Source organism: Bacteroides stercorirosoris (assembly GCF_900142015.1).
Lineage (GTDB): Bacteria > Bacteroidota > Bacteroidia > Bacteroidales > Bacteroidaceae > Bacteroides > Bacteroides stercorirosoris.
The window spans coordinates 1-26,269 of sequence record NZ_FQZN01000013.1 but is presented as its reverse complement, the minus strand read 5'-3'; the positions used below and the strand labels follow the sequence as shown (position 1 = coordinate 26,269).

General features: G+C 45.5%; 23 protein-coding genes. 15 read left to right on the top strand and 8 right to left on the bottom strand.

Features of this window, described 5'->3' with window-relative positions:
• Position 1: 1 nt before the first annotated feature.
• Positions 2 to 388: a GtrA family protein gene (locus BUC01_RS11120; protein ID WP_025833885.1), complete on the top strand. Its 387-nt coding sequence runs from the start codon at positions 2 to 4 to the stop codon at positions 386 to 388.
• 6 nt (positions 389 to 394) lie between these two features.
• Here the strand turns inward: BUC01_RS11120 and BUC01_RS11115 are convergent, their stop codons facing one another.
• The 3 genes from BUC01_RS11115 to BUC01_RS11105 form a co-directional block, all read right to left on the bottom strand.
• Positions 395 to 1,279, bottom strand: coding sequence for a carbon-nitrogen hydrolase (locus BUC01_RS11115; RefSeq protein ID WP_025833884.1), 885 nt, complete (start codon positions 1,277 to 1,279; stop codon positions 395 to 397).
• Positions 1,280 to 1,291: 12 nt separating this feature from the next.
• The gene (locus BUC01_RS11110) at positions 1,292 to 2,329 is read right to left on the bottom strand and encodes an agmatine deiminase family protein (RefSeq protein ID WP_073313751.1); all 1,038 of its coding nucleotides are present in this window, start codon (positions 2,327 to 2,329) and stop codon (positions 1,292 to 1,294) included.
• A gap of 138 nt (positions 2,330 to 2,467) precedes the next feature.
• On the bottom strand, positions 2,468 to 3,010 hold the full coding sequence (locus BUC01_RS11105) for a ferredoxin domain-containing protein (RefSeq protein ID WP_073313749.1): 543 nt from the start codon (positions 3,008 to 3,010) through the stop codon (positions 2,468 to 2,470).
• A gap of 269 nt (positions 3,011 to 3,279) precedes the next feature.
• Between BUC01_RS11105 and BUC01_RS11100 the strand changes: the two genes are divergently transcribed.
• Both BUC01_RS11100 and BUC01_RS11095 read left to right on the top strand, forming a co-directional pair.
• Positions 3,280 to 3,900, top strand: coding sequence for an ABC transporter ATP-binding protein (locus BUC01_RS11100; RefSeq protein WP_025833882.1), 621 nt, complete (start codon positions 3,280 to 3,282; stop codon positions 3,898 to 3,900).
• A gap of 15 nt (positions 3,901 to 3,915) precedes the next feature.
• Positions 3,916 to 4,725: an ABC transporter permease gene (locus BUC01_RS11095; protein WP_025833881.1), complete on the top strand. Its 810-nt coding sequence runs from the start codon at positions 3,916 to 3,918 to the stop codon at positions 4,723 to 4,725.
• Here the strand turns inward: BUC01_RS11095 and BUC01_RS11090 are convergent.
• Positions 4,722 to 5,129 (bottom strand): DUF4891 domain-containing protein, encoded by a 408-nt coding sequence (locus tag BUC01_RS11090; protein WP_025833880.1) that lies wholly within the window; start codon positions 5,127 to 5,129, stop codon positions 4,722 to 4,724. The two genes, BUC01_RS11095 and BUC01_RS11090, sit on opposite strands and share 4 nt — an antisense overlap.
• A gap of 106 nt (positions 5,130 to 5,235) precedes the next feature.
• Between BUC01_RS11090 and BUC01_RS11085 the strand changes: the two genes are divergently transcribed.
• The 5 genes from BUC01_RS11085 (at position 5,236) to BUC01_RS11065 (ending at position 13,254) form a co-directional block, all read left to right on the top strand.
• Entirely contained in the window at positions 5,236 to 6,330 is a 1,095-nt protein-coding gene (locus BUC01_RS11085) for a Nif3-like dinuclear metal center hexameric protein (protein WP_025833879.1), read from the top strand.
• A 5-nt stretch (positions 6,331 to 6,335) separates the two neighbouring features.
• Positions 6,336 to 7,154: a zinc ribbon domain-containing protein gene (locus BUC01_RS11080; RefSeq protein ID WP_025833878.1), complete on the top strand. Its 819-nt coding sequence runs from the start codon at positions 6,336 to 6,338 to the stop codon at positions 7,152 to 7,154.
• A gap of 199 nt (positions 7,155 to 7,353) precedes the next feature.
• A complete protein-coding gene (locus tag BUC01_RS11075) occupies positions 7,354 to 8,790 on the top strand; it encodes an efflux transporter outer membrane subunit (RefSeq protein WP_025833877.1) in 1,437 nt (478 codons plus the stop codon).
• Between the two features lie 180 nt (positions 8,791 to 8,970).
• Positions 8,971 to 10,089 carry an efflux RND transporter periplasmic adaptor subunit gene (locus tag BUC01_RS11070; protein WP_025833875.1) on the top strand — a complete coding sequence of 373 codons (1,119 nt, stop codon included), beginning with the start codon at positions 8,971 to 8,973 and terminating at the stop codon, positions 10,087 to 10,089.
• Between the two features lie 30 nt (positions 10,090 to 10,119).
• On the top strand, positions 10,120 to 13,254 hold the full coding sequence (locus tag BUC01_RS11065; protein ID WP_025833873.1) for an efflux RND transporter permease subunit: 3,135 nt from the start codon (positions 10,120 to 10,122) through the stop codon (positions 13,252 to 13,254).
• A gap of 109 nt (positions 13,255 to 13,363) precedes the next feature.
• Here the strand turns inward: BUC01_RS11065 and BUC01_RS11060 are convergent, their stop codons facing one another.
• Genes BUC01_RS11060 through BUC01_RS11050 form a run of 3 tightly spaced genes read right to left on the bottom strand, consistent with a single transcriptional unit; the run spans position 13,364 to position 16,901 of the window.
• Entirely contained in the window at positions 13,364 to 13,813 is a 450-nt protein-coding gene (locus BUC01_RS11060; protein ID WP_025833872.1) for a type I restriction enzyme HsdR N-terminal domain-containing protein, read from the bottom strand.
• A 2-nt stretch (positions 13,814 to 13,815) separates the two neighbouring features.
• A complete protein-coding gene (locus BUC01_RS11055) occupies positions 13,816 to 15,804 on the bottom strand; it encodes a tetratricopeptide repeat-containing sensor histidine kinase (RefSeq protein WP_073313747.1) in 1,989 nt (662 codons plus the stop codon).
• Complete coding sequence (locus tag BUC01_RS11050) at positions 15,801 to 16,901, bottom strand: sensor histidine kinase (RefSeq protein ID WP_025835740.1); 1,101 nt, start codon at positions 16,899 to 16,901, stop codon at positions 15,801 to 15,803. The genes BUC01_RS11055 and BUC01_RS11050 overlap by 4 nt, the downstream gene beginning before the upstream one ends.
• Positions 16,902 to 16,996: 95 nt before the next feature.
• Between BUC01_RS11050 and BUC01_RS11045 the strand changes: the two genes are divergently transcribed.
• From BUC01_RS11045 to BUC01_RS11025, 5 genes are all read left to right on the top strand, one after another.
• Positions 16,997 to 17,773 (top strand): AMP nucleosidase, encoded by a 777-nt coding sequence (locus tag BUC01_RS11045; RefSeq protein WP_025835738.1) that lies wholly within the window; start codon positions 16,997 to 16,999, stop codon positions 17,771 to 17,773.
• An 8-nt stretch (positions 17,774 to 17,781) separates the two neighbouring features.
• Positions 17,782 to 18,801, top strand: coding sequence for a DNA polymerase III subunit delta (gene holA / locus BUC01_RS11040; RefSeq protein ID WP_073313745.1), 1,020 nt, complete (start codon positions 17,782 to 17,784; stop codon positions 18,799 to 18,801).
• A 1,125-nt stretch (positions 18,802 to 19,926) separates the two neighbouring features.
• Positions 19,927 to 20,388, top strand: a complete 462-nt coding sequence (locus BUC01_RS11035) for a helix-turn-helix domain-containing protein (RefSeq protein WP_025835736.1) — start codon at positions 19,927 to 19,929, stop codon at positions 20,386 to 20,388.
• Between the two features lie 75 nt (positions 20,389 to 20,463).
• A complete protein-coding gene (locus BUC01_RS11030) occupies positions 20,464 to 21,240 on the top strand; it encodes a dihydroorotate dehydrogenase electron transfer subunit (protein WP_073313743.1) in 777 nt (258 codons plus the stop codon).
• Positions 21,228 to 22,139, top strand: a complete 912-nt coding sequence (locus tag BUC01_RS11025; RefSeq protein ID WP_025835733.1) for a dihydroorotate dehydrogenase — start codon at positions 21,228 to 21,230, stop codon at positions 22,137 to 22,139. The genes BUC01_RS11030 and BUC01_RS11025 overlap by 13 nt, the downstream gene beginning before the upstream one ends.
• Before the next feature lie 89 nt (positions 22,140 to 22,228).
• On the opposite strand, the gene trmD is transcribed toward BUC01_RS11025, so the two are convergent.
• On the bottom strand, positions 22,229 to 22,909 hold the full coding sequence (gene trmD, locus BUC01_RS11020; protein WP_025835732.1) for a tRNA (guanosine(37)-N1)-methyltransferase TrmD: 681 nt from the start codon (positions 22,907 to 22,909) through the stop codon (positions 22,229 to 22,231).
• Positions 22,910 to 22,988: 79 nt separating this feature from the next.
• On the opposite strand from trmD, the gene ligA reads away from it, so the two are divergent.
• Together ligA and dapA are read left to right on the top strand one after the other, a co-directional pair.
• Entirely contained in the window at positions 22,989 to 24,986 is a 1,998-nt protein-coding gene (gene ligA / locus BUC01_RS11015) for an NAD-dependent DNA ligase LigA (protein ID WP_025835730.1), read from the top strand.
• A gap of 104 nt (positions 24,987 to 25,090) precedes the next feature.
• Entirely contained in the window at positions 25,091 to 25,984 is an 894-nt protein-coding gene (dapA, locus tag BUC01_RS11010; RefSeq protein ID WP_073313741.1) for a 4-hydroxy-tetrahydrodipicolinate synthase, read from the top strand.
• The last annotated feature ends 285 nt before the right edge of the window (positions 25,985 to 26,269 follow it).

Sequence of the window (26,269 nt, the reverse complement as noted above, 5' to 3'; positions counted from 1 at the left end):
TGTGAAAGAGTCCAGACGCATCTTCCGCTTTGCGGTAATCGGCACACTGAATGCCTTGATTACAGCCGCAGTCATCTGGCTGATGATGGACGAACTGGACATCGACTATATGCTTTCAAACATAACAGCATATATAGTCGCACAGACTCATAATTTCATCTGGTGCAAGCACTGGATATTCCCTTTGGAGAAAGAAAAGAAGAGCAATACCTGGAGACAGGCGTTGCTCTTTTCTATCGCTTTCGGAATGGCCTATCTGGCACAATTCCTGTTTCTTGTAGTACTGGTGGAGGGACTGAACTGCGATGAATATCTTGCCCAGTTCCTGGGATTGTTCATTTACGGAGGAGTGAACTTCATAATGAACAAGAAAGTGACGTTCAAATAGCCGTTGCTAATCAAGAAAGCGCTTCGTTAATCCTCCATATTCATCAATGCGGCGGTCGCGCAGGAAAGGCCACCAACGACGGACATTTTCAGAACGTTCCATATCTATTTCCACTACCATATTCTCCGGATGATCGTTTCCGGCTTGTGCCAAGAATTCGCCTTGCGGACCTGCCACAAAACTATTTCCCCAAAACCGGATGCCATTAGTCTGCTTAGACGGATCGGGTTCATGACCGACACGGTTGACGGAGATGACCGGCAATCCGTTGGCTACGGCATGGGCACGCTGAGAAATAATCCAGGCATTGAGCTGACGCGCTTTTTCATCATCGGTATCGCTGCTTTCCCAGCCGATGGCGGTGGGATATATCAGCAGTTCAGCACCTTTCAGTGCCATAAGACGGGCAGCTTCAGGATACCACTGATCCCAGCAAACGAGCACACCCAGTTTGCCGATAGAGGTCTGAATGGGTTCGAATCCTATATCACCGGGTGTGAAATAGAACTTTTCATAATAGGCCGGATCATCGGGAATATGCATCTTACGATATTTTCCGGCGATGCTTCCATCGCGGTCGAAAACAACGGCGGTGTTATGATAAAGTCCCGGTGCACGCTTCTCAAACAAAGAGGTTACCAATACTATTTTATTGGCCGCAGCCAGTTCGGAGTAAAATCCGGTGGAAGGGCCGGGAATCGTTTCCGCCAAATCAAACAATTGCGTATTTTCGGTCTGGCAGAAATACAGGGAGTTATGCAATTCCTGCAAAACCACCAGTTGGGCACCGTGGGCGGCGCAGGCTTCTATACTTTTAGCCAGGTTCATCAGGTTCGTACGAAGGTCTGATGTATTGGCTTGCTGGATAATACCGACTTTTATTTTTCTCATATTTCTTCTGTTTTATTTCAATACTCCTGTAGGATATTGCATCGTTACACAATGAAGGGAACCGTGCTGCTTGATTAATGCCCGGCAATCAATACCGACAATCTCGTGTTCGGGAAAAGCTTCCTGCAAGACTTCTTTGGCACGGGTATCATTCTCCGGTTGGCGATAAGTAGGATAGAGCACGGCACCGTTCATTATCAGGAAATTGGCATACGTAGCGGGGAGGCGTTCTCCTTCTTCCTCAATCTTATCCGCCATGGGTAATGCCAACAGGCGATAGGGGGCTCCACTTATGGTACGGAAGGTTTTCAGTTGTTCTTCCATCCGGTGGAGGGCTTCGTAGTGCTCGTCCTGCGTATCGGTGCATTGCACATAGGCAATGGTATCCGGCGAGCAAAGGCGGGCGAGAGTGTCGACATGACTGTCCGTATCGTCTCCCGCCAGATATCCGTGGTCGAGCCAAAGCACACGTTGCAGATGAAATACGGAGCAAAGATATGCTTCGATTTCATCGCGGCTCATCTGCCCGTTACGATTGAGGGAAAGCAGACATTCAGAAGTGGTAAGCAGTGTCCCCTGCCCGTCACTCTCAATGGAACCGCCTTCGAGGACAAAACCGAGACGATTTACATAGCGGCCATTCAGAAAACCTGCTTCCACGGCCTGGCGGGTAATCAGGTTATCCTTGTCCGAAGCAAATTTCAATCCCCACCCGTTGAAAGTAAAATCGAGAAGGGAAGGACCGTCTGTATCGAGCAAGGTGATTGCCCCGTGATCACGTGCCCAGGTATCATTCGTTTCACACTCCATGAAACGGACATTTTCCATGTTAACGGTAGCTGAGATTTGCTTTCTGACTTCCTCCGGTTCGGGAGTCACAATCAGAAGTAATTCCCGTTTAGCTATCTCGCGGGCAATGGCAGTGAAGCACGACCTTACTTCGGTAAGCATATATGCCCAATCTGTTTCGGCATGAGGCCAGGTCAGTTGTATGCCACTTTGTGATGCCCATTCGGCAGGAAGACTGTTTTTCAGATACTTATTGCTCATTATATTTATTAAGTAACGCGTAAAAAGGAAAGTGATATAATAGTTTTTTTATTTTCCCAACTGGAGAAAAATATTTTGCCAGTAGAGAAAATTTAATTGAGTAATATTCAAATGATGAATTATCATTTACGTATCACGTTATTCTTTCTTCTCCTCTTTCGGTTTCCGGTCGAAGAACGGGTTCTTGGATGATGCGCTGACCGGAATAGCATACACCGATTTACAACCGGGCAACCATTCCAATTGCTGCGCGGCAAGTCCGGCAGAGAACATGACGCGCGTATCTACACGCAAATCGGCCGCCGTGGCACAAGCCGAGCCGATAGCTATGCCGACATCCACAGAATTGATAGCACAAGGCACACCCTCAGGCCGACCGGCACACGTGGGATATCCGCAATGTCCGCAATTCAGCCCTTGCGCCTGCTCGCGCGTACCTATTATTATTACGCACTCCGCCTGCAAAATGTTTGCCGCATCACGCAGAAAGAACTTCATTCCATGTTCTTCCACCATAGCCACCATCTTGTCCGACAATACCTTCAGACTGTCACCGGTAACCATCGCAATCTCAATAATATCAACACCTTTGCCCTTAGGCGCAGTGCGGGCAGCGGTCATCATCTGCCTTGCCACATCCAACACATGTTCGTGTCGGCTTGCACGTTCGTTCTGTATCATAATTCTCACTTTTATTAAAAACTGATAGCAAAGATAGTGCAAACCGAAGGCAGTACAAAATAAGCTTGCTTATTTTTACTGCTGAGGTGCAGCCTATCTTCGCTTTTAAAGTCAAAGATAATGCAATTTGAGTGCAGAACTTTCATGCAAGCATGAAAAAGTTCTGCCGAAATGCAGCTTATCTTATTTAAAGATACTTATTTCGGCTAATAATCCGCCATTTTCTCAGAATTCCTTTCTATATTTGCTTGCAAATGGAGACCGAAACTATACTTCAGATAGAGGACGCATGCATCGCTTTCGGAGAAGACACACTCTTTTCCGGCTTTTGCTTACAATTGCACGAAGGAGAAATAGCCTGCATTTCCGGACAATCGGGGCGGGGAAAAACTTCTTTGCTGAATGCGATCCTGGGATTCGTACCCCTCAAAGCAGGGCGCATCATCGTCAACAATATCTTACTGGAAAAGGCAACTATCGACCATATACGCCGCCAAGTGGCATGGATACCGCAAGAACTGGCGCTTCCATCGGAGTGGGTGAAGGAAATGGTGCAACTTCCGTTCAACCTGAAAGCGAACCGCGCCACTCCCTTTTCGCTCGATAAACTCTTTGCCTGCTTTGCAGAACTGGGGCTGGAAGAAGAAGTGTACGACAAACGCGTGAATGAAATCTCCGGCGGACAACGGCAACGCATCATGATTGCCGTAGCCACCATGATGCAAAAACCGTTGCTGATGGTGGACGAGCCGACTTCGGCACTGGACCCGGACTCTACAGACAAGGTGCTCGCCTTCTTCCGGAAGCAGATGAGAAAGGGGAGTGCCATCCTTGCCATTTCCCATGACCAGGGCTTTGCGCAAGGATGTAACCAAATGATAACGTTGTGATTAAAACATTAAGAAGTGGGAACGATTGACATATCATATACCAGTCTGGCCATCGGTTTGCTGTTGCTGCTCATTCCGCTGTTCTACTTGTGGAAGTTCAGGACAGGACTGCTGTGGGTCACTGTTATCGGCATTGCACGCATGATTGTGCAGCTTTTCTTTATCGGCATCTACCTGAAATACCTGTTTTTGTGGAATAACCCCTGGATAAACTTCCTGTGGGTGATTATCATGATATTCGTTGCCGCCCAAACAGCGGTGGCACGCACCCAGTTGAAGCGGAAAATACTGTTCATTCCTATTTCCGTCGGCTTCCTGTGCAGTGTGGTCTGCGTCGGTATGTACTTCATTGCCATCGTATTGCGACTGGAAAATGTGTTCAGTGCACAATACTTTATTCCGATATTCGGCATTCTGATGGGGAATATGCTATCCAGCAATGTGGTTGCGCTGAATGCTTATTACAGCGGACTGAAGCGGGAACAACAGCTCTATCGCTATCTGCTTGGCAATGGCGCCACAAGGGCAGAGGCACAGGCACCTTTCATTAAACAAGCTATCATTAAGTCGTTTAGCCCGCTGATTGCAAACATAGCCGTAATGGGACTGGTGGCACTTCCCGGCACAATGATCGGACAAATTCTGGGAGGCAGTAGCCCGAATGTAGCCATCAAGTATCAGATGATGATTATGGTGATAACTTTCACGGCATCCATGCTTTCGCTGATGATTACCATTTCACTGGCTTCCCGCAAGTCGTTCGATGCCAACGGGAAGTTGCTGGAGGTTATGGTTGAGAAGAAAGAAAAGAAGAAAAACCGTTAATCTTTTATTTTAGAGGGAGTATAGCGAATCTGCACATACTGTATACCCGGATTGATATAAGCGCTATCCATCAGCACTTTCTTTACCCGAAACGTTTCAAGACAACGGTTGATATGCTTTTTTACCGATTCTGTCTGTGGCTTCACATAGGAAAGCACTTCGATACATCCCACCGTATCTATTTCAACTTGTGCCTTCAAGGTGCGTATAGGAACCGGTTTGCCGGACATATAACCAGGCAGCTTCTTATTCTTGTCCACCCAGAATATAGCCGTCGCTTTCGGAGTAGTATCCACAAATACCTCTTGTGCATCACTATCACCTTCATTCTGGACTTTAGGTGAAGGCTGACATGAAAACAAGACGCACATTAGTGCAGAAAACAAGAAAAGCAGTGCTTTCATCGTACTAAGTTTTACAATTATCAGAACAAATATACTAAAAAATAGTAAAACGGTCAGATATTCAGTGTATTTTTACTATATTTGCAGCGAAATTTTCTGTTACATAATGAAAATTAAGGAAATAGTAAGCGCCCTTGAACGGTTCGCGCCTCTGCCATTGCAAGACGGATTTGATAATGTCGGCCTGCAAATCGGATTGACAGAAGCGGAAGCAACAGGGGCTTTGTTGTGTCTTGACGTTACTGAAAACGTGCTGGACGAAGCGATAGCGTTAGGGTACAATCTCGTCATATCCCACCATCCGTTGATATTCAAAGGATATAAATCCATCACAGGCAGGGACTATGTGGAGCGTTGTATCATGAAAGCAATAAAGAACGACATCGTGATTTATTCCGCACACACCAATCTGGACAATGCACCGGGTGGAGTAAACTTCAAGATTGCCGAGAAAATAGGATTGAGTAACGTGCGTGTGCTGGAACCCAAGGAAAACGCTCTACTGAAGCTGGTGACCTTTGTTCCGGTGGAACAAGCGGAAGATGTACGGAAAGCCCTGTTTACGGCCGGATGCGGTTGCATAGGAAATTACGATATGTGCAGCTATAATATAGAAGGAGAGGGAACCTTCCGTGCCCGGGAGGGTAGCCATCCGTTCTGTGGAAACATAGGAGAGCTGCATACGGAAAGGGAAGTGCGCATAGAAACCGTGCTGCCTGCCTACAAAAAAGGAGAAGCTATCAAGGCTCTGTTGAACGCCCACCCATACGAGGAACCCGCATTCGATTTGTATCCCCTTCAGAACAGTTGGGCACAGGCAGGATCGGGAGTTATCGGTGAACTGGAAGTACCGGAAACGGAACTGGAATTCCTGAAACGCATCAAGAAGACCTTTGAAGTGGGCTGCCTGAAGCATAACAAGCTGAATGGACGCGAAATACAGACTGTAGCCCTGTGTGGAGGAGCCGGAGCATTCCTGATGCCGCTTGCCATACGTAACGGCGCAGACGTGTTCATCACCGGGGAAATCAAGTATCACGACTACTTCGGCCATGATACGGACATCCTGCTGGCAGAGATAGGACACTATGAAAGTGAACAATATACGAAAGAGATATTCTATACAATAATCCGGGAGTTGTTTCCAAGCCTTGCCCTGCAACAGTGCAAAGCAAACACCAACCCCATAAAATATTTATAAGTAAAATGGCTAAAGAAGCAAAAAAAGACCCACAGGAATTGACCGTGGAACAGAAATTGAAAGCACTGTTCCAGTTGCAGACCATGTTGTCCAAGATTGATGAAATCAAGACTTTGAGAGGTGAACTTCCGCTGGAAGTACAAGACTTGGAAGACGAAATCGCTGGTCTGAGCACACGTATCGACAGAATTAAGGCAGAAGTAGCCGAACTGAAATCCGCCATCGCTACCAAGAGAGTGGAAATCGAAACCTCCAAAGCTTCTATTGCAAAATATAAGGAACAGCAGGAGAATGTACGCAACAACCGCGAGTACGACTTCCTGAGCAAAGAAATCGAATTCCAGACTCTGGAAATGGAACTTTGTGAAAAGAGAATCAAAGAGTTTGCCGTACAGGAACAAGAGAAATCAGCAGAAGTAGAAAAGAGCACAGTTGCCCTGGACGAAAGACAAAAAGACCTGGATGTCAAGAAGAACGAACTAGACGAAATCATCTCCGAAACAAAGCAGGAAGAAGAAAAGCTGAGAGACAAGGCCAAAGATCTTGAAACAAAGATTGAACCGCGTCTACTCCAGTCTTTCAAGCGTATCCGCAAGAACTCTCGCAACGGACTTGGTATCGTATACGTACAGCGTGACGCCTGTGGTGGTTGCTTCAACAAAATCCCGCCCCAGAGACAGTTGGATATCCGTTCTCGTAAGAAAATCATTGTTTGCGAATACTGCGGACGTATCATGATTGACCCGGAGTTGGCAGGTGTAACCCTCGAACACAAGGAGGAAGTAAAGGAAAAGCCGACCAGAAGAAGAAAGACTGCGGAGTAATCCGTAAGATTGTCCGGAAAAGAAATATCTGCCCCTGCAAGTTTCAGCTTGTAGGGGCTTTTTGTGTTTTCTATTACATATCGCGCGAAGCGCGATAAGTGGTTAGTAGCAAGTAGCCACACCACCAGCCTACTCTTCGATAAACAAATGAAGGCTTAAGTTGTTATGATACCTAATATCACAAAAATGACCTAAACCTATGAAGATTAAAGCTTGGGGCAGTACACTGCTCTTATTATGCCTATGTTCTGCCGCCACAGCGCAGAATGGCGACCGTTACCTGGAAAAGCCGCTACCCCGAAGTTGGGGAAGTACGGCAATTCCTTCTTCCACTGCGGCTTCCGCAGATACTGATTTGTTCAGCGGACAGATATTACCCGTAGACGACCAGTGGTGGAAAGCATTCAACGACCCAATGCTGGACTCGCTTATCAGCGTGGCTTCTGGAGAAAACTATTCCGTACTGGCCGCCATAGACCGCATGGAACAGGCACGTGCCAGTCTGCGAATAGAACGCAGCAACTTTTTCCCTTCTATCAGTCTGAATGCCGGATGGCTCCGGCAGCAAAGCAGTGGCAATACCAGTGAATTGCCACAGTCTATCACCCATTATTATGACGCTTCGCTAAATGCCAGCTGGGAGCTGGACATATTCGGAAGCATCCGCCAACGAGTGAAAGCTCAACGTGAAACCTTCCGTGCCAGCCGTGAAGAATACATCTCCGTGCAGATATCCCTTTGTACACAAATCGCCTCTGCCTACATCAACCTGCGAGAACTACAACAAGAGTTGCAGGTAGTGACCCACAACTGCCGGACACAAGAGGAAGTGCTCAACATCACCGAAGTACGATACAACACAGGGCTTGTATCAAAACTGGATGTAGCACAAGCCAAATCCGTGTATTACAGCACGAAAGCATCCATTCCACAACTGGAATCGGGAATCAGCCAATACATCAATTCGCTGGCGATATTATTAGGAACCTACCCCCAGGAACTACGCCCGATGCTGGAGAAGACCGGAAAGTTACCCGACTACATGGAACCCGTTGGAGTAGGGCTACCGGCTGATTTATTGCTTCGCCGCCCGGATGTCCGCCAGGCAGAGAGACAGGTTAATGCACAGGCTGCACTGCTGGGCGCAAGCAAAAGCGATTGGTTGCCGCAGGTATTCCTGAAAGGGTCTGTGGGATATGCCTCCCGTGACTTGAAGGACCTGACCAGACGGAAAAGCATGACGTTTGAGATAGCCCCTACCATCAGTTGGACCTTGTTCAGCGGGACAAAGTTGGTGAACGCCACCAAGCAGGCACGCGCACAACTGGACGAGGCGGTACATAGCTTCAACGAGACAGTGCTCACCGCCGTACAGGAGACGGACAATGCGATGAACAATTACCGGAATTCCATCAAACAAATTGTCGCCCTCCGTGAAGTGAGAAACCAGGGACAGGAGACGTTAAAACTCTCCCTTGAGCTTTATAAACAAGGACTTAGCCCCTTTCAGAATGTGCTTGATGCGCTACGTTCACTGTTGACCTACGAAAACCAACTGGTGCAGGCTGAAGGGAACTCGCTGCTATATCTGGTATCATTATACCAGGCACTGGGAGGAGGATATACAGAGAAATAAAGAGGCCGAGAATGAGATACGTATCTCACCACCCATGACATACAGTATCTCACTACCCATGACATACGTATCTCACTACCCATGACATACGTATCTCACTACCCATGACATACGTATCTCACTACCCATGACATACGTATCTCATCACAACTTAGATAAATACTTAAACCATAACCATATATGAGAAATAGAATGTACATCACCCTTGCGCTCATTCCGCTATTGGCGGGGTGCGGGGAGAGAAAAGAGACGGCACGCACCGCGATGCCCGTTCCGGAGATAAGCGTCGCCCTTCCTGTGGTGAAAGATATCACGCTGACTAAAGAATATCCGGGTTATCTCAGTTCTGAGAAAACCGTTGACCTGGTGGCACGGGTTAACGGAACTCTGCAAACCGTCGCCTATGCTCCCGGAAGCAGGGTAAGGAAAGGACAGGTATTATTCATCATCGAACCAACTATCTACCGGGACAATGTAGAACAGGCGGAAGCTGAACTGAATACCGCCCGGGCTAATCTGGAATATGCTCAAAATAACTACTCGCGTATGCTGGAAGCCGTCAAGAGTGATGCTGTAAGCCAGATACAAGTGCTACAATCCAAGTCTAATGTTGCGACCTCACAAGCGGCAGTAAGCAATGCGGAAGCAGCACTGAATACCGCCCGTACCAATCTGGGATATTGCACCGTGCGTGCACCGTTCGACGGGACTGTCAGCCGTAACCAGGTGGATGTGGGCAGTTATGTGGGTGGCAGTGTACAGCCTGTCACACTTGCCACGATTTATAAGGATGACCTGTTGTATACTTACTTCAACATCGCTGACAACCAATGGCTTGCCATGCTGATGCAACAAGGAACAGCCCAACAAAAGGATACGCTGCCGAGACAAGTCACCGTCAACCTGGGCGAGAACAGCATGCAGCCTTATCCTGCCACATTAGACTACTTTGCGCCAAACGTAGACCTGAACACCGGAACGTTGAGCCTGCGTGCCCGACTGGACAACCCGAAAGGATTATTGAAAAGCGGACTTTATGTCAGCATCACCCTGCCATACGGCAAAGAACGCCAGGCGGTACTCGTTCCGGAAGCCTCCATCGGTACCGACCAATTAGGAAAATACGTGTACATAGTGAATGATTCCGATATGGTGCGTTACCGCCATATCGAAGTGGGACAACTGATAGACGACACCCTCCGGCAAGTGACCGGCGGACTCTCTCCGAAGGAACACTACGTGACCAAAGCACTGATGAAAGTGCGGGATGGGATGAGAGTAAAACCCACCGGCAAATAATTTAGAATTAATAATTAAACCCTAACACTCATGTTTTCAAAATTCTTCATAAACCGCCCCATCTTTGCTACTGTGTTGGCGCTACTGATTGTAGTGGCAGGATTGGTCACCCTAGGCATACTGCCTATCGCGCAGTATCCGGAAATCACTCCGCCAACCGTACAGGTCAGCGCCGTATATCCGGGAGCCAATGCCCAGACAGTGGCGCAAACCGTAGGTATTCCCATCGAACAACAAGTAAACGGTGTGGACGGCATGCTTTATATGTCATCCAATTCTTCTTCATCCGGCGCTTACTCGCTGACCATCACCTTTGCGGTCGGAACAGATATCGACATGGCGACCGTGCAGGTGCAGAACCGCGTCAGTGTGGCACAGGCTTCCCTGCCGACACCGGTTGTAGTGCAGGGAGTGACAGTACAGAAACAGTCTTCAAACATTGTCATGTTCCTCACAATGACGTCAGATAATAAGGAATACGATGGACTTTATCTCAGCAATTATGCCACGCTGAACCTGGCCGACCAGTTGACGCGCGTGCCCGGTGTGGGTGCCGTCAATATAATGGGAGCGGGCGACTACTCCATGCGCATCTGGCTGGATCCGGCAGCACTACGCATCCGCAACCTTTCCGCATCCGATGTATACCAAGCGATACAAGCGCAAAATGTGGAAGTCAGCGCCGGAACCATCGGGCAACCTCTACCGGCAAGCGGAACCTCGGGCAACAGCGGTTCGCCCGCCTACCAATACACTCTTACGGTGAAAGGGCGGCTTTCTTCTCCCGAAGAGTTCGGCAATATCATTCTGCGTACCGAAACGGGTGGACGGGTGCTTCGCTTGAGAGACGTGGCGCACATCGACCTCGGCTCGGCATCCTACAACGTCGTTTCGCGTCTGAACGGACAGCCGACTGCCGCCATCGCCATCTATCAGCAGCCCGGTTCCAACTCGTTGGACGTTTCCAAAGGTGTACGTGCCAAGATGCAAGAATTGTCGCAATCGTTTCCTCAAGGCATAAATTATAGTGTGACGCTAGATACGACAGACGTCATTCATGCTTCGGTGGACGAAGTGCTGGTAACTTTCCTGGAAACGACCTTACTCGTGGTACTTGTCATTTTCCTCTTCCTGCAAAACTGGCGGGCAGTCATCATTCCCTGTATCACGATTCCGGTATCGCTTATCGGTACGCTGGCCGTGATGGCGTTGTTCGGCTTCTCCATCAATACACTGACACTTTTCGGACTGATACTTGCCGTAGCAATTGTGGTGGACGATGCCATTGTGGTGGTGGAAAATTCGAGCCGATTGCTCGACACCGGACAATACAGTGCCCGCGAAGCTGTCACCAAGGCGATGGGAGAGATTACCGGCCCGATTGTGGGTGTGGTGCTGGTATTGCTTGCCGTATTTATCCCCACAATGCTCATCAGCGGCATCTCAGGGCAGCTTTACAAGCAATTTGCACTGACCATTGCCGCCAGTACCGTATTGAGTGGCATAAACTCGTTGACACTGACTCCGGCACTATGCGCTCTGATATTGCAACCCACCAAACCCGCCAAATCGCCACTCTTCCGGGGATTCAACTTTGTGTACGATAAGACACAAGGGGTATATGACAGGACTGTAGGCTGGTTGCTCCAACGTCCGGGCGCCGCTCTTGTCTCTTATGCAGTGTTTACGGCTCTCGCAGTCATCCTGTTCATCAAATGGCCCAGTACGTTCATTCCCGAAGAAGATGACGGATATTTCCTCGCTGTAGTGCAGTTGCCGCCTGCATCAAGTCTGGAACGGACGGAAACCGTAGGACGGGAAATCAACGAAATCCTCAACAGCTATCCCGAAGTGAAAAACTACATCGGCATATCCGGCTTCTCCGTAATGGGCGGAGGGGAACAAAGCAACTCCGGAACCTATTTCGTGATTCTGAAAAACTGGGATGAACGCAAAGGCAAGGAACACACCGCACAGGCTGTCGTCAACCGTTTCAATGCACAGGCATACGGCATACAGGAGGCAGAAGTGTTCGCCATGGTTCCTCCGGCCATCCCCGGACTGGGTGCCACAGGCGGATTGCAGTTGCAACTGGAGGACAGAAAGAATCTGGGTGCGACGGAAATGCAGCGCGCCGTAGAGACACTGATGGAAACCTATCACACGAAACCCGCATTAGCCAGTGTCAGCAGTCAATACCAAGCCAATGTGCCGCAGTATTTTCTGAATATCGACCGTGACAAGGTACAGTTGATGGGCATCCCGTTGAACAGTGTTTTCACCACATTGGGGTACTATATGGGGGCTGCCTACGTGAATGATTTCGTGGAATTCGGACGTATCTACCAAGTGAAACTCGGCGCGCGGGACCATGCACAGCGGGTTATTGACGATGTATTGAAACTGAGCGTACCGAATGCGACAGGAGAGATGGTACCCTTCTCAGCTTTCACCAAGATGGAAGAGCAACTGGGTATGGATCAGATTAACCGATATAATATGTACTCCACCGCATCCGTTACCTGCAACGTGATGCCGGGAAGCAGTTCGGGAGAGGCGATTCAGCAGATGGAGGAACTCTTCCGGGAACAATTGGGTGATGAGTTCGGTTACGAATGGACTTCGGTTGCCTATCAGGAAACGCAGGCGGGAACAACCACCAGCACTGTACTGGTGATGGCCTTGCTGGTTGCATTCCTGGTATTGGCTGCACAATATGAGAGTTGGACGAGCCCGGTATCTGCGGTCATGGGATTGCCGGTGGCGCTGCTGGGAGCCATGATTGGCTGTCTTGTGATGGGCACACCGGTCAGCATCTACACACAAATCGGAATTATCTTGCTTGTGGCACTGTCCGCCAAGAATGGTATTCTGATTGTAGAGTTTGCCCGCGACTTCCGTGCAGAGGGAAATTCCATCCGTGATGCAGCATTCCAGGCCGGACATATCCGTTTGCGGCCTATCCTGATGACGTCACTGGCGTTTGTGCTCGGTGTGATGCCGTTGCTTTTTGCCACAGGAGCGGGAGCGGAGAGCCGTATCGCTTTGGGAGCCGCAGTAGTGTTCGGTATGGCACTGAATACGTTGCTTGCCACGGTCTACATCCCGAACTTCTATGAATTGATGCAGAAGTTACAGGAGCGGTTCACTAAGAAAAAAGAGTAATTCAGAATGGCTACACCTTTTACCCCGGATGGCTACACCCTTTTGGGTACATGGCTACACCATACCGGGCAAAGGGTGTAGCCATTTTTCAGTCATGACAACGTTAGCCTTATAGTGATTGATAATCAGGTATATCAGGTAGGAAAGTATAACTGTTTTTTTCGTAATCCATGCGACAACAATAATGTTGAAGCCCATTGCTCACAACCAGATAATCTACTTTCAACACCATATTGTAGCGCGTAATCTGATTGAATACCGCCTGGGTGATTTCTATATCCGGAGCTTTGTACTCCACAATCATCCGCGCAGTCAGGTCACGACGGTAAAGCACAGTGTCACAGCGTTTTTTAGTACCATTCAGCTGCACCTGCACTTCATTTGCCATCAATGCCTGCGGGTATCCTTTATGATTCAAGAGGAAATGTACAAAATGCTGGCGTACCCATTCTTCAGGCGTAAGCGCCACATAACGGCGCCGTATCACATCGAAAATGACAGGCTTCCCTTCTCTGTTCACCACCTTAGCATCGAATACAGGTAAATTTAATGACAACATAATTATATAGGATAAGTGATTACAATCGTTTTTTTCTCTTTCTCCGTCCCGATCTGATAACTTCCCTTGAAAGTTTCCAAATAAAGCCGGTTGATATCGTGCTGTATCTGATGACAGAGTTGTTTTTCTTCCGTTACTTTCAGCAACGGGCTGCCATGTACGACAAGTTTCATGGCTTCACCTTCACGGATTAAAGTATAATCCACCCAGGCTATTCCCTGATACCCCTCAGGAGCGGAAAGCACAGATGACAGCAACTTCATAAAACGTCCGCTATCCGCTCGTATCATTAGTGCTTCCAGTTCTGTATTGAACTGTAAGTGCACCGCATTCCCTTCCTGCATCTCCACCATCATTTTGGCATCGCGGCATAACTGCACTACGTCGCACTCCGCAACACTAAATTTCATCATACCGGATTCAAGGCGGGAGAGGTCCAGCACGTCAAATATCAGTTGAGATAACTGTCCGGCACTCTTTTTCACTAAAGACGCATATTCCTGCATCTGTTCCTGCGACAGTCCCTTCTCGGTAGAAAGCACCTCAGAGAAACCGACCACCATATTCAGCGGTTCGCGTATCTGATAGGTGATATTGCGCAAGAAAACCTCTTTCATTTTATTAGCAGCTTCCACTGTCTCCAATGCCTCACGCGTCTCTTGCTCCGAATTGAGCAGCACCCGGTTTACGTGCAGCGCGCGAACCAACAATGCCACCAAAAGGATTATCACCAGCACAATCAACCCCACCAACAGCAGATTATAATGTCTCTCTGCGGCTGCCTGCTCCAGCAAAGCCTGGCGGATGATGTAGTTAGCCTGGTGTGCTTCTTCGTGCAGACGCAGCACATCTTGATTCAGGGAGTCCATTTCGATTGCCCCGCGACGGTAATTCTCAGCAGCTTCCTTATAACGTCCTGCAATTTGGAGAGCGCTTCCTTTGATGATGTAAACCGTCATTTTATACAATGGCTGCGTACCGTCGAATGAGGCCAAGGCAGCATCATATTCGTTGAAGCTCTTGTCCCAATCTCCATTCAGACAGTAATATCCACCCCACATGATGCGATATTTTATCTTATAAGAGAACAATGTATTGGACGAATAATACTTCCGGGCTTGTTGCAGATGCTTCAACAAGTTGTCAAGATCGGCATTATCCAGATAGGCGGCACAGTACGACAGCTCCATATCCAGCATTTTGTCTCTGTAACTATCCGCCTTTTCAGGCGACTCTTTCAATACTTGTTCCATCATGCTACGCTCCATATTCAGCTCGGAAAGCATCTTGTCATATTCTCCTCTCAGCTGGTAAATGGTGGCTACTTCGTTATAGACCGTTGCCTTATCCACTTCAGGCAGGTAGGGGATTTCCAACGCTTCCCGGTATCTCTTAACTGCTTCATCCTCTTGTTTAGAGGCTCTCAAGGCTCTGGCAGTAGTCAGCATAGAACAGTAGACACCCGTTACATTATTCAGTTTCCGGGCCTCTTCTTCCATACGTTCTGCTTCCAGAAGAACATATTCCGTATCCCCACGCACCGTGCTGAATTGGAGAATATCTCCCCACGCCGTGAAATAAAGATCATAAATCTTATATTTCCGGCTGACAGTTCGCAAGGTCTTGAATGCTTTGTTCATCTGTGCCGTATCGGCCTGGTACTTATAATGACGGTAGTAATCATAACGAATGCTGACTTCCTCTTCTCTGTACTGACTGTCACCAGTCAAAACCAAGGCCGAATCGAGCAACTCTACCGACCATTTCTCACCAATATTCTTCTGCAACATATCACGCATGAATTTCACGCGTCTTGCGGTATCTCCCGACATGGAATGATAGATAAAGAAAATACTGTCACGCAACTGTCTATCCCGGACGGAGAGGAGTTGTTCCGGTTTCAGCTTTTCCTGAGCGGACAGCGTATCTTCCGCTTTTAACATCAACACCAGTATCAGCAGGCAAAGTATGATAAGTCCTATCGTTTTCATGACCGCGCCTCCTGTGTTATGGGGTGTACAAATACAAACCGGGAACCTTTGGTATAGCTTGAATCTACCCAAATATCTCCATTCAAACGTTTGATTATCAACTGGCAGATAGACAAGCCAAGCCCTGTTCCCTGTGCTTTTTCATCCAGCTTTTCAAAACGTCCGAAGATATGTGCCTGTTTTTCCAAAGGAATGCCGCAACCGGTATCAGTCACCGAAAACTGCGCCTTACCATCTTCTGTCTGTTCCAGTTTCAATGTGATACTGCCTTCCTTCGTGAATTTGGTGGCATTCACCAGCAGATTAATCAATAACTGTTGCAGACGTTCCGCATCGGTCGCCAGCTCCAATGAAGTCAGTCCAGTCTCAAACACCATTTCAGCATCGGTCTGTTTGATGGTGCTCAAGGTCTTCACTACATTCCGGCCAAGAGCCACGACATCACAACTTTTAATGCAAAACTTCATATTCGCCACATCCAGGCATGAAATATCTATCACATCATTAATCAACTTCAACAGTAATTCCGAATTTAACTGGATAATATCATTGCACTGCTCACGCGTCCCTTCATCAATACCGGGCATCGTCAGCACTTCCGCAAACCCGGAAAGAGCATTCAACGGTGTTTTAATTTCATGGCTCATATTGGACAGGAACAGGCTTTTGTTCCGAATGGACTCTTCAGCCAAAGCCTTCGCACGGTTCATTTCTTCACGCGAACGCGCCAAAAGCCTGTTCTGTTTCCTTATATGGAAAACGCAGCCTATAAATACGGTTACAAGAACGATTCCGGCAATCCACATCAGACGCAGCAAACGGCTCTGCTGAAGATTTCTCTGCAACTGTACTTCGTCTATGGAGTATTTATTTCGCAAATCTTCGACTTTGCGGGAATTGATGTCCTGATAAGTAGCTATCGTATGGCTGTTTACATCCATATAAAGACTGCACGCTTTCTCATAATGTCCCGCTTGCAATTCCTTGGCAGCAACTTCCCAACGGAGACTATCATTATTCTGCGGCTGTGCTTGTTCCTGTGTCCACGCAACACTACTTAACAAACAAAATAGCAATAGTAATAAATGTTGTTTCATCCTGTTTTAATTTCATGATTCTACTTTTTTATTGTACTTTTGTGAGTTAAATAATCGCTCCCTAAAGTATTTGGGAACAAATTTAATGAAATCTTATGAAAACAAAGCAAGAAATCGTAGCTAACTGGTTGCCCCGCTACACAAAACGTAGACTTGAGGACTTTGGAGAGTATATTCTGCTGACTAACTTCAACAAGTATGTAGATATTTTCGCAGAGAAATTCAATGTGCCCGTTCTTGGCAAGGACGCTAATATGACGTCTGCTTCGGCAGAGGGTATGACCATCATCAACTTTGGGATGGGAAGCCCTAACGCTGCCATTATCATGGATTTGCTAAGTGCCATTCAGCCTAAAGCCTGCCTGTTTTTGGGCAAGTGCGGTGGCATCGACAAAAAAAACCGGATAGGGGATCTTATCCTTCCTATTGCCGCCATCCGCGGTGAGGGAACCTCTAACGACTACTTCCCGCCCGAAGTACCGGCACTACCGGCATTTATGTTGCAGCGTGCTGTTTCTTCGTCCATCCGCGACCATGCCCGCGACTACTGGACAGGTACTGTGTACACCACCAACCGTCGCATTTGGGAACATGACGAAGAGTTTAAGGAATATCTGAAGAAAACCCGCGCTATGGCCGTCGATATGGAAACTGCAACCTTGTTCAGTTGCGGTTTTGCCAACCACATCCCGACCGGTGCCATTCTCTTGGTTTCCGACCAACCTATGATACCCGAAGGAGTGAAAACCGATAAAAGCGACAATATGGTTACTCAAAACTACGTGACGGAACATGTTGAAATAGGCATTGCTTCCCTGCGTATGATTATTGATGAGAAGAAAACCGTAAAACATCTGAAATTCGACTGGTAAAATAAGATATGGCAAAGCAGGAAATCACGTGTGACGACATTTTAAAGGAACTGAGAGCAAAGCAATACCGCCCTGTGTATTATCTCATGGGCGAGGAACCTTATTACATCGATCTCATTGCCGACTATATTACAGACAACATCCTGACCGAAACGGAAAAAGAATTCAACCTGACCGTTGTTTACGGTGCAGACGTGGATATAGCCACCGTCATCAACGCCGCCAAGCGTTATCCGATGATGTCCGAACACCAAGTGGTAGTAGTGAAGGAAGCGCAGAATATCCGCAATATGGAAGAGCTCTCTTACTACCTCCAAAAGCCTTTGCTCTCCACCATATTGGTAATATGCCACAAACATGGCGTACTGGATCGGAGAAAGAAGCTCGCTGCCGAAATCGAAAAGACCGGTGTCCTGTTTGAATCTAAAAAGGTGAAGGATGCCCAACTGCCGGCATTCATCACCTCTTACATGAAGCGCAAAGGCGTCGACATGGAACCTAAAGCCACTGCCATGCTGGCAGACTTTGTCGGAGCCGACCTCAGCCGCCTCACCGGAGAGCTGGAAAAACTGATTATCACACTTCCAAAAGGTCATACACGCATCACTCCCGAGCAAATAGAGAAGAATATCGGTATCAGCAAGGACTATAATAACTTTGAACTACGCAGTGCTATCGTCGAAAAAGATGTCCTGAAGGCTAACAAAATAATAAAATATTTTGAGGAAAATCCGAAAACGAATCCAATTCAGATGACTTTATCTTTACTTTTCGGATTCTTCTCAAACTTGATGTTGGCGTATTATGCCCCGGAAAAGTCAGAGCAAGGCATAGCCAATATGCTGGGATTAAGAACACCTTGGCAGGCGAAAGATTATCTCGCCGCCATGCGTCGATACAATGGAGTAAAGACGATGCAGATTATTGGCGAGATACGATATGCTGATGCAAAATCCAAAGGAGTAGGTAATCCTTCTTTGAGCGATGGGGATATTCTCCGTGAGTTAGTATTCAAAATCCTGCATTAATTTCTACAACAAAACCAGTACAACTTCTCTAAAACAGATGGTCTATTTGGGCTAAACAGACCATCTATCAACTACCAACAGACCATCTGTTTTCAAAGAATACATTATCAATCTTCATTTTAATCCAAGTAAATTTTATAGGAAAATGACAGACTTATTCTTAAAAGGAAGAGAATAAGATTATAGAAGGTAATCAAAAGACCAAGTAGAATATAGCCTTCCATGAAGCATTTTGGAAAATTTTGATTATTAACATATCCTGTAATTATAGAGAAGAAAATACCATTTTCACTATCATTATGATATTCTTCGATAAGAATGGGATTATTTTTCTATAACAGAGTAAAACTCAAACTAAAAGATAATGGATAATTAACTGTAAAACAATAAAATAGATAGAAAATAGCCTTCTGAGAATTCAAAATTTCCAAATCCATAGGCATTTATACGGAAAGAAAGCAAGGATTTCCAATTATGAAAGTTATAGAAAGGGGTAATTGAACTTTTTTAATTTCAGTGTAACAAATTCTTTCCAATAATAATCAGATTCCCATCAGTATAGAATCATAATATAACTAAGAATAGTTGCTTTCTTAACTATGAAATATTAAGATTGTAATATCACTTATATTACAACAATACTAATCGCAATTTTATTGATAACATTCGTAATACACATTTGCAATACACAATTGTAATAGATGTGATTTTAATAAAGTAATAACTAAATAACAAGATTAATAGGGTAGGAGTTAACGAGATATAATAATCCACATAAAACACTGATTACCAATATTATTACAATGATTATATCATCTAATAATTAAAATATTAAGAGTTAGATATAAAAACAATTGTAAATAGATGAAAAATGAGGTATAATCATAAACATATAGCACTAATAACCAAAGATATATAATGTTTTGTTAAAGTGTAAATAAGAGTTTATAATGTGGGAGAAATAGGGGATTCACAATTGTATCAATAACAAATGAAATACTACAATCAACATTGTAATATCGCATAATTCACAATATTAATTTGCTTTTGTAACTTCCTTTTTTTACTTTTGTAAATCCAAAGAAGGTAAATACAATTGTAAACTTACACCTATATCGTAACAGTATGAGCATAAAAGATAGGTTCAAAATGATCATGGAGCGGGAAAGATTAACCGCAGGTGCATTCGCCGAAAGTATTGGAGTAGCTCAAGCTACTATCTCACATATCTTAGGCCCCCGCAATAAGTATCCAAGTACGGAAGTTATTCTTCGTTTGCATCAAAGGTATAATGACATCAACCTTGAATGGTTACTAACCGGAGAAGGCGAAATGAGTAATACGTCCGACTCTTCTATCGAAAGCGGATTTGACTATCCATTATTCGCTGAGAATGCAGAAAATCCGTCCGAAGTTACGGGTCATGCAGAAAATCGCAAGGAAATCGCATCAGAAACACCGTTCAACGCACCTAAAGAGATTGTAAAACAGGAGATTATATACAAAGAAAGACCTCTTAGAAAAATTACCGAAATAAGAATTTTCTTCGACGATAATACATACGAAACATTCAAACCCGAAAAATAAGAGGTAAAAACGACATTCTGCACAATTTCCCGTATCTTTGTACGCTGAAGACAAAATTCACCTCTTATATAGGATATGAAAAAATATATTTTAGATTTAACTGTGACTGAGAACGTCCGACTGCACACCAACTATGTGCTGTTGAAACTGACGGCTCCGTCTCCGCTTCCGGAAATGCTTCCGGGGCAATTTGCGGAAATTCGCGTGGATGGTTCTCCAACTACTTTCCTGCGCCGCCCTATTTCCATTAATTATGTGGACAGACAACGCAATGAAGTTTGGTTCCTTATCCAGTTGATTGGTGATGGAACCAGGCGATTAGGCGAAGCAAAATCCGGAGAGACGATCAACGTAATGCTTCCCTTGGGAAATAGCTTCACAATGCCCGAAAAGCCCTCCGATAAGCTCTTATTAGTAGGCGGAGGTGTCGGTACAGCTCCTATGCTCTACTTAGGCGAGCAATTGGCTAAGAATGGTAGCAGACCTACATTCCTTCTGGGAGCAAGAAGTGATAAGGATTTGCTGCAATTAGAGCAATTTGCAGCTTATGGTGATGTATATACAACTACCGAGGACGGCAGTCATGGAGAAAAAGGATACGTAACGCAACATTCCATATTAAACAAGGTGCAGTTCGAACAAATCTACACTTGTGGTCCCAAGCCTATGATGATGGCTGTTGCCAAATATGCCAAAAGTAAAGAGATAGCCTGCGAAGTATCATTGGAAAATACGATGGCATGTGGTATAGGTGCCTGCCTTTGTTGTGTGGAAAACACAACGGAAGGACATTTGTGTGTATGTAAAGAAGGTCCGGTTTTTAATATAAACAAACTATTATGGCAGATTTAAGTGTAAACATAGGCGAATTACAAATGAAGAATCCGGTAATGACAGCCTCCGGTACATTTGGATATGGTGAAGAGTTTGCCGATTTCATTGATATTGCGCGAATAGGTGGTATAATTGTAAAGGGAACTACTCTTCACAAACGTGAAGGTAATCCGTATCCGCGTATGGCAGAAACGCCGGCAGGCATGTTAAACGCTGTGGGACTGCAAAATAAGGGTATAGATTACTTTGTTGAACATATCTATCCGCGCATCAAAGACATTGAAACCAATATGATTGTAAATGTTTCGGGGTCTGCGATAGAAGATTATGTGAAAACAGCAGAAGTCATCAATGCACTTGACAAAATTCCTGCCATAGAATTGAATATTTCTTGCCCCAATGTGAAGCAAGGTGGAATGGCTTTTGGTGTCACGGCAAAAGGTGCCGAAGAAGTAGTGAAAGCCGTGCGCGCTGTTTACAAAAAGACACTTATCGTAAAGCTGTCTCCTAACGTTACGGACATAACGGAAATTGCTCGCGCAGCAGAAAATGGCGGTGCAGATAGCGTATCATTAATTAATACACTACTAGGAATGGCTATTGATGCGGAGCGCAAGCGTCCGGTGCTATCTACCATAACAGGTGGTATGTCGGGGGCAGCTGTTAAACCGATTGCTCTCCGTATGGTATGGCAAGTCGCTAAGGCGGTAAAAATTCCAGTCATAGGTTTAGGAGGTATCATGAACTGGAAAGATGCTGTGGAATTTATGCTTGCCGGAGCTTCAGCCATCCAAATCGGTACGGCAAATTTCATTGATCCTACAGTTACGATTAAAGTAGTGGAAGGCATCAATGACTATCTCGATAGACACGGATATAAATCTGTGAAAGAAATTATTGGCGCGCTTGAGGTATAACTAATAACAAGAGAATACCGTTCGCATTCATTTTACATAAAAAAGGACATTCGAAAAGAATGTCCTTTTTCTGTTTTTATACAGCTGTCTTATTCATCGCCAAGTAAATCCGGACGAAGTCTACGCGTCCGTTCCAAAGACTGCTGCAACTCCCATTCCTTAATCTTTGCCTCATGACCGGACAATAAAATTTCCGGAACTTTCCAACCGTTATAGTCGGCAGGCCGTGTATAAACCGGAGCTGCCAGCAGATTGTCCTGGAATGAATCGGACAAGGCCGATTGTTCATCAGAGATCACACCGGGGATAATGCGGACAATAGCATCCGCCATCACTGCCGCCGCCAGTTCTCCACCGGTCAGCACGTAGTCTCCAATACTGATTTCTTTAGTAATAAGATGCTCGCGAATACGATAATCGATTCCTTTGAAGTGTCCGCAGAGGATAATAAGATTCCGGGTAAGAGAAAGCGTATTCGCCATCGGCTGATTGAATTGCTCGCCGTCAGGGGTGGTGAAAATAACTTCATCATAGTCCCGTTCTGCTTTCAGAGCGTTGATACAGCGTTCTATCGGCTCTATTTTCATCACCATTCCGGCAAAACCACCAAAAGGATAATCATCCACCCGACGATATTTATCTTCAGTATAATCACGCAGATTATGAATATGTATTTCTGCAAGCCCTTTATTTTGAGCACGTTTCATAATGGAGCAATTGAAAAAGCCTTCAATCATCTCCGGTAAAACTGTTATAATATCAATGCGCATATTAATTTTAATTTTCTGCAAAAGTACAAATATTAGAGGAGAAACCTGTATTTTTGCGTTCAAACAATCTGAAATAGCTATGACTACAAAAGAAAAGATAGATCAGCTCCGTGCCGAACTACATCGGCATAACTATAATTATTACGTATTGAACACTCCGGAAATCTCTGACAAGGAGTTTGACGATATGATGCGGGAATTGCAGGACCTAGAGCGAGAGCACCCTGAATATCAAGATGATAATTCGCCGACAATGCGTGTAGGAAGTGATTTGAACAAGAATTTCACGCAAGTGGCGCACAAATATCCGATGCTTTCATTAGGCAATACCTACTCTGAAGGTGAGGTATCAGACTTCTATGATCGCGTACAAAAGGCACTGAATGAGGATTTTGAAATTTGCGCCGAACTGAAATATGATGGTACTTCAATCTCGCTGACCTATGAGAACGGAAAACTAATACGCGCCGTAACCCGTGGGGATGGCGAAAAAGGCGATGACGTGACAGATAATGTTAAGACAATCCGCACAATTCCCCTTGTATTGCATGGAGACTATCCTGAGTTGTTCGAAATAAGAGGCGAAATATTAATGCCATGGGTCGTTTTTGAAGAATTGAACCGCGAAAAAGAAGCCCGCGAAGAGCCCCTGTTCGCCAATCCACGCAATGCGGCTTCGGGAACTCTGAAATTACAAAATTCTGCCATCGTAGCTTCCCGCAAACTGGATGCATATCTTTATTATCTATTAGGTGAAGAATTACCTTGTGACGGACATTATGAAAACTTACAGAAAGCCGCACAGTGGGGTTTTAAGATATCAGACCATATGAAAAAGTGCCATAGTCTGCAGGACGTGTTTGACTATATCCATTATTGGGATACCGAACGCAAGAATCTGCCTGTTGCCACGGATGGTATTGTTTTGAAAGTCAATAGTCTGAAACAGCAAAAAAACCTCGGTTTCACCGCAAAATCTCCCCGTTGGGCCATTGCTTACAAGTTTCAGGCTGAACGGGCATTAACCCGTTTAAACAAAGTAACTTATCAAGTAGGACGAACCGGAGCTGTCACCCCGGTTGCCAATCTGGACCCAGTGCAATTATCCGGTACAATCGTAAAACGAGCGTCTTTGCACAATGCCGATATCATCGAAGGACTTGACTTACACGTCGGAGATATGGTTTATGTAGAGAAAGGTGGCGAAATCATACCTAAAATTACCGGAGTAGATAAAGATGCTCGAGGCATGATGATCGGAGAAAAGGTGAAATTCATCACACATTGTCCCGAATGTGGTAGCAAATTAATACGCTATGAAGGAGAAGCAGCGCACTATTGCCCGAACGAAACAGCCTGCCCCCCCCAAATAAAAGGAAAAATCGAGCATTTCATCAGCCGAAAGGCTATGAATATAGACGGATTGGGGCCGGAAACCGTGGATATGTTCTTCCGTTTAGGACTAATTAAAGATACTGCTGACCTGTATAAGCTAACCTCCGACGACATCAAAAACCTGGAGCGTATGGGAGATAAATCAGCCGAGAACATAGTAAACGGCATTGCCCAAAGTAAAGAAGTTCCTTTTGAGCGCGTATTGTTTGCACTGGGCATTCGCTTCGTTGGTGAAACTGTGGCAAAGAAGATTGCCAAATCCTTCACTGACATAGAGGAATTGGAAAATGCAGATATTGAAAGACTGATAAATATCGATGAAATCGGTGAAAAAATAGCGCAAAGCATTCTCGCTTACTTCTCTAACCCTTTGAACAAAGAACTGATAGAACGTCTGAAAGCCTCAGGATTGCAGTTTAACCGGAAAGAAGAAGACTTAAGTGGCTACACCGACAAGCTTGCGGGACAATCCATTGTCATCAGTGGCGTATTCACACATCATTCCAGAGATGAGTATAAAGATCTGATAGAAAAAAACGGCGGGAAAAATGTAGGCAGTATCTCCGCTAAAACCAGCTTTATACTGGCAGGAGAAAATATGGGTCCGGCCAAACTGGAAAAAGCCCAAAAGCTAGGTGTACAGATTATGAGCGAAGATGAATTTTTAGCACTCATTTCGTAACATTTTTCCAGTGAAATCTTTTTTATAGATAATATTTGCTGTAGAAATCGAAAATATTCGTACTTTTGCGAGTCATTTAATTAGAGATTACTTAAATTTCACTCATGATACAGGCTAAATTGAAAGGAATGGGGGTAGCGCTGATTACTCCTTTTAAAGAGGATGAAAGCGTTGATTACGATGCATTGATACGTTTGGTGGACTATCAGCTTCAAAACAATACTGATTTTTTATGTGTGTTGGGTACCACGGCAGAAACTCCGACACTGACGGAAGAAGAAAAAAAGAAAATCAAGAAAATGGTCATCGAACGCGTGAATGGTCGGATACCTATTCTACTTGGAGTTGGAGGAAATAATACCCGTGCCATCGTAGAAAGTCTTAAAAACGACGATTTCACCGGTGTAGATGCCATTCTATCCGTTGTTCCATATTATAATAAACCATCCCAAGAGGGCATTTATCAGCATTATAAAGCCATTTCTGAAGCTACAGAGCTTCCTATAGTACTCTATAATGTTCCGGGGCGTACCGGAGTCAATATGAAAGCGGAAACTACGTTACGCATTGCCCGTGATTTCAAGAATGTAATTGCTATCAAGGAGGCTTCCGGAGATATTACCCAAATGGATGATATCATAAAAAACAAACCCGCCAATTTTGACGTTATTTCAGGTGATGATGGCATCACCTTCCCTTTGATTACCTTGGGAGCAGTTGGTATCATATCAGTCATAGGAAACGCCTTTCCGCGCGAATTTAGTCGCATGGTACGTCTGGCTTTACGAGGAGACTATGCAAATGCATTGACCATTCACCATAAATTTGCCGAATTATTCAAGCTGCTTTTTGTAGATGGCAATCCGGCAGGTGTAAAGGCGATGCTTAACGTTATGGGAATGATTGAAAACAAACTCCGCCTCCCGCTCGTGCCTACCAGAATTACAACTTTCGAGGCCATGCGAAAGATTCTGGATGAACTGAACATTAAGTGCTAAAGAGAGATAAGCTTTTATATTCGTCCCCTGAGATTACCAAATTCATCTCAGGGGACGTTTTTTTCGTCTCATGATGTGCAAAAATTCGGGTCACGAGACGAATATTTTCATCCTACGAAATAGATTTTAATGACTTATACTGGGTCAGTCCGAAACCCCTGTGGGTATGTTATGTTAATACGCGCAAGTAAACTATCTTTGCGTTCAAATTAAAATTATCTGCCCAATGCCTTCCAATCGCAACCTACATAAGTTACTACGAGTCATCTTTCCCGAAGTTTTAAT

What these genes read in the sequence shown, in the direction of transcription:
- BUC01_RS11115 (WP_025833884.1), bottom strand. Translation starts at nt 1,279, where the DNA reads ATGAGAAAAATAAAAGTCGGTATTATCCAGCAAGCCAATACATCAGAC.
- BUC01_RS11110 (WP_073313751.1), bottom strand. Translation starts at nt 2,329, where the DNA reads ATGAGCAATAAGTATCTGAAAAACAGTCTTCCTGCCGAATGGGCATCA.
- BUC01_RS11105 (WP_073313749.1), bottom strand. Translation starts at nt 3,010, where the DNA reads ATGATACAGAACGAACGTGCAAGCCGACACGAACATGTGTTGGATGTG.
- BUC01_RS11090 (WP_025833880.1), bottom strand. Translation starts at nt 5,129, where the DNA reads ATGAAAGCACTGCTTTTCTTGTTTTCTGCACTAATGTGCGTCTTGTTT.
- BUC01_RS11085 (WP_025833879.1), top strand. Translation starts at nt 5,236, where the DNA reads ATGAAAATTAAGGAAATAGTAAGCGCCCTTGAACGGTTCGCGCCTCTG.
- BUC01_RS11080 (WP_025833878.1), top strand. Translation starts at nt 6,336, where the DNA reads ATGGCTAAAGAAGCAAAAAAAGACCCACAGGAATTGACCGTGGAACAG.
- BUC01_RS11075 (WP_025833877.1), top strand. Translation starts at nt 7,354, where the DNA reads ATGAAGATTAAAGCTTGGGGCAGTACACTGCTCTTATTATGCCTATGT.
- BUC01_RS11070 (WP_025833875.1), top strand. Translation starts at nt 8,971, where the DNA reads ATGAGAAATAGAATGTACATCACCCTTGCGCTCATTCCGCTATTGGCG.
- BUC01_RS11065 (WP_025833873.1), top strand. Translation starts at nt 10,120, where the DNA reads ATGTTTTCAAAATTCTTCATAAACCGCCCCATCTTTGCTACTGTGTTG.
- BUC01_RS11060 (WP_025833872.1), bottom strand. Translation starts at nt 13,813, where the DNA reads ATGTTGTCATTAAATTTACCTGTATTCGATGCTAAGGTGGTGAACAGA.
- BUC01_RS11055 (WP_073313747.1), bottom strand. Translation starts at nt 15,804, where the DNA reads ATGAAAACGATAGGACTTATCATACTTTGCCTGCTGATACTGGTGTTG.
- BUC01_RS11050 (WP_025835740.1), bottom strand. Translation starts at nt 16,901, where the DNA reads ATGAAACAACATTTATTACTATTGCTATTTTGTTTGTTAAGTAGTGTT.
- BUC01_RS11045 (WP_025835738.1), top strand. Translation starts at nt 16,997, where the DNA reads ATGAAAACAAAGCAAGAAATCGTAGCTAACTGGTTGCCCCGCTACACA.
- holA (WP_073313745.1), top strand. Translation starts at nt 17,782, where the DNA reads ATGGCAAAGCAGGAAATCACGTGTGACGACATTTTAAAGGAACTGAGA.
- BUC01_RS11035 (WP_025835736.1), top strand. Translation starts at nt 19,927, where the DNA reads ATGAGCATAAAAGATAGGTTCAAAATGATCATGGAGCGGGAAAGATTA.
- BUC01_RS11030 (WP_073313743.1), top strand. Translation starts at nt 20,464, where the DNA reads ATGAAAAAATATATTTTAGATTTAACTGTGACTGAGAACGTCCGACTG.
- BUC01_RS11025 (WP_025835733.1), top strand. Translation starts at nt 21,228, where the DNA reads ATGGCAGATTTAAGTGTAAACATAGGCGAATTACAAATGAAGAATCCG.
- trmD (WP_025835732.1), bottom strand. Translation starts at nt 22,909, where the DNA reads ATGCGCATTGATATTATAACAGTTTTACCGGAGATGATTGAAGGCTTT.
- ligA (WP_025835730.1), top strand. Translation starts at nt 22,989, where the DNA reads ATGACTACAAAAGAAAAGATAGATCAGCTCCGTGCCGAACTACATCGG.
- dapA (WP_073313741.1), top strand. Translation starts at nt 25,091, where the DNA reads ATGATACAGGCTAAATTGAAAGGAATGGGGGTAGCGCTGATTACTCCT.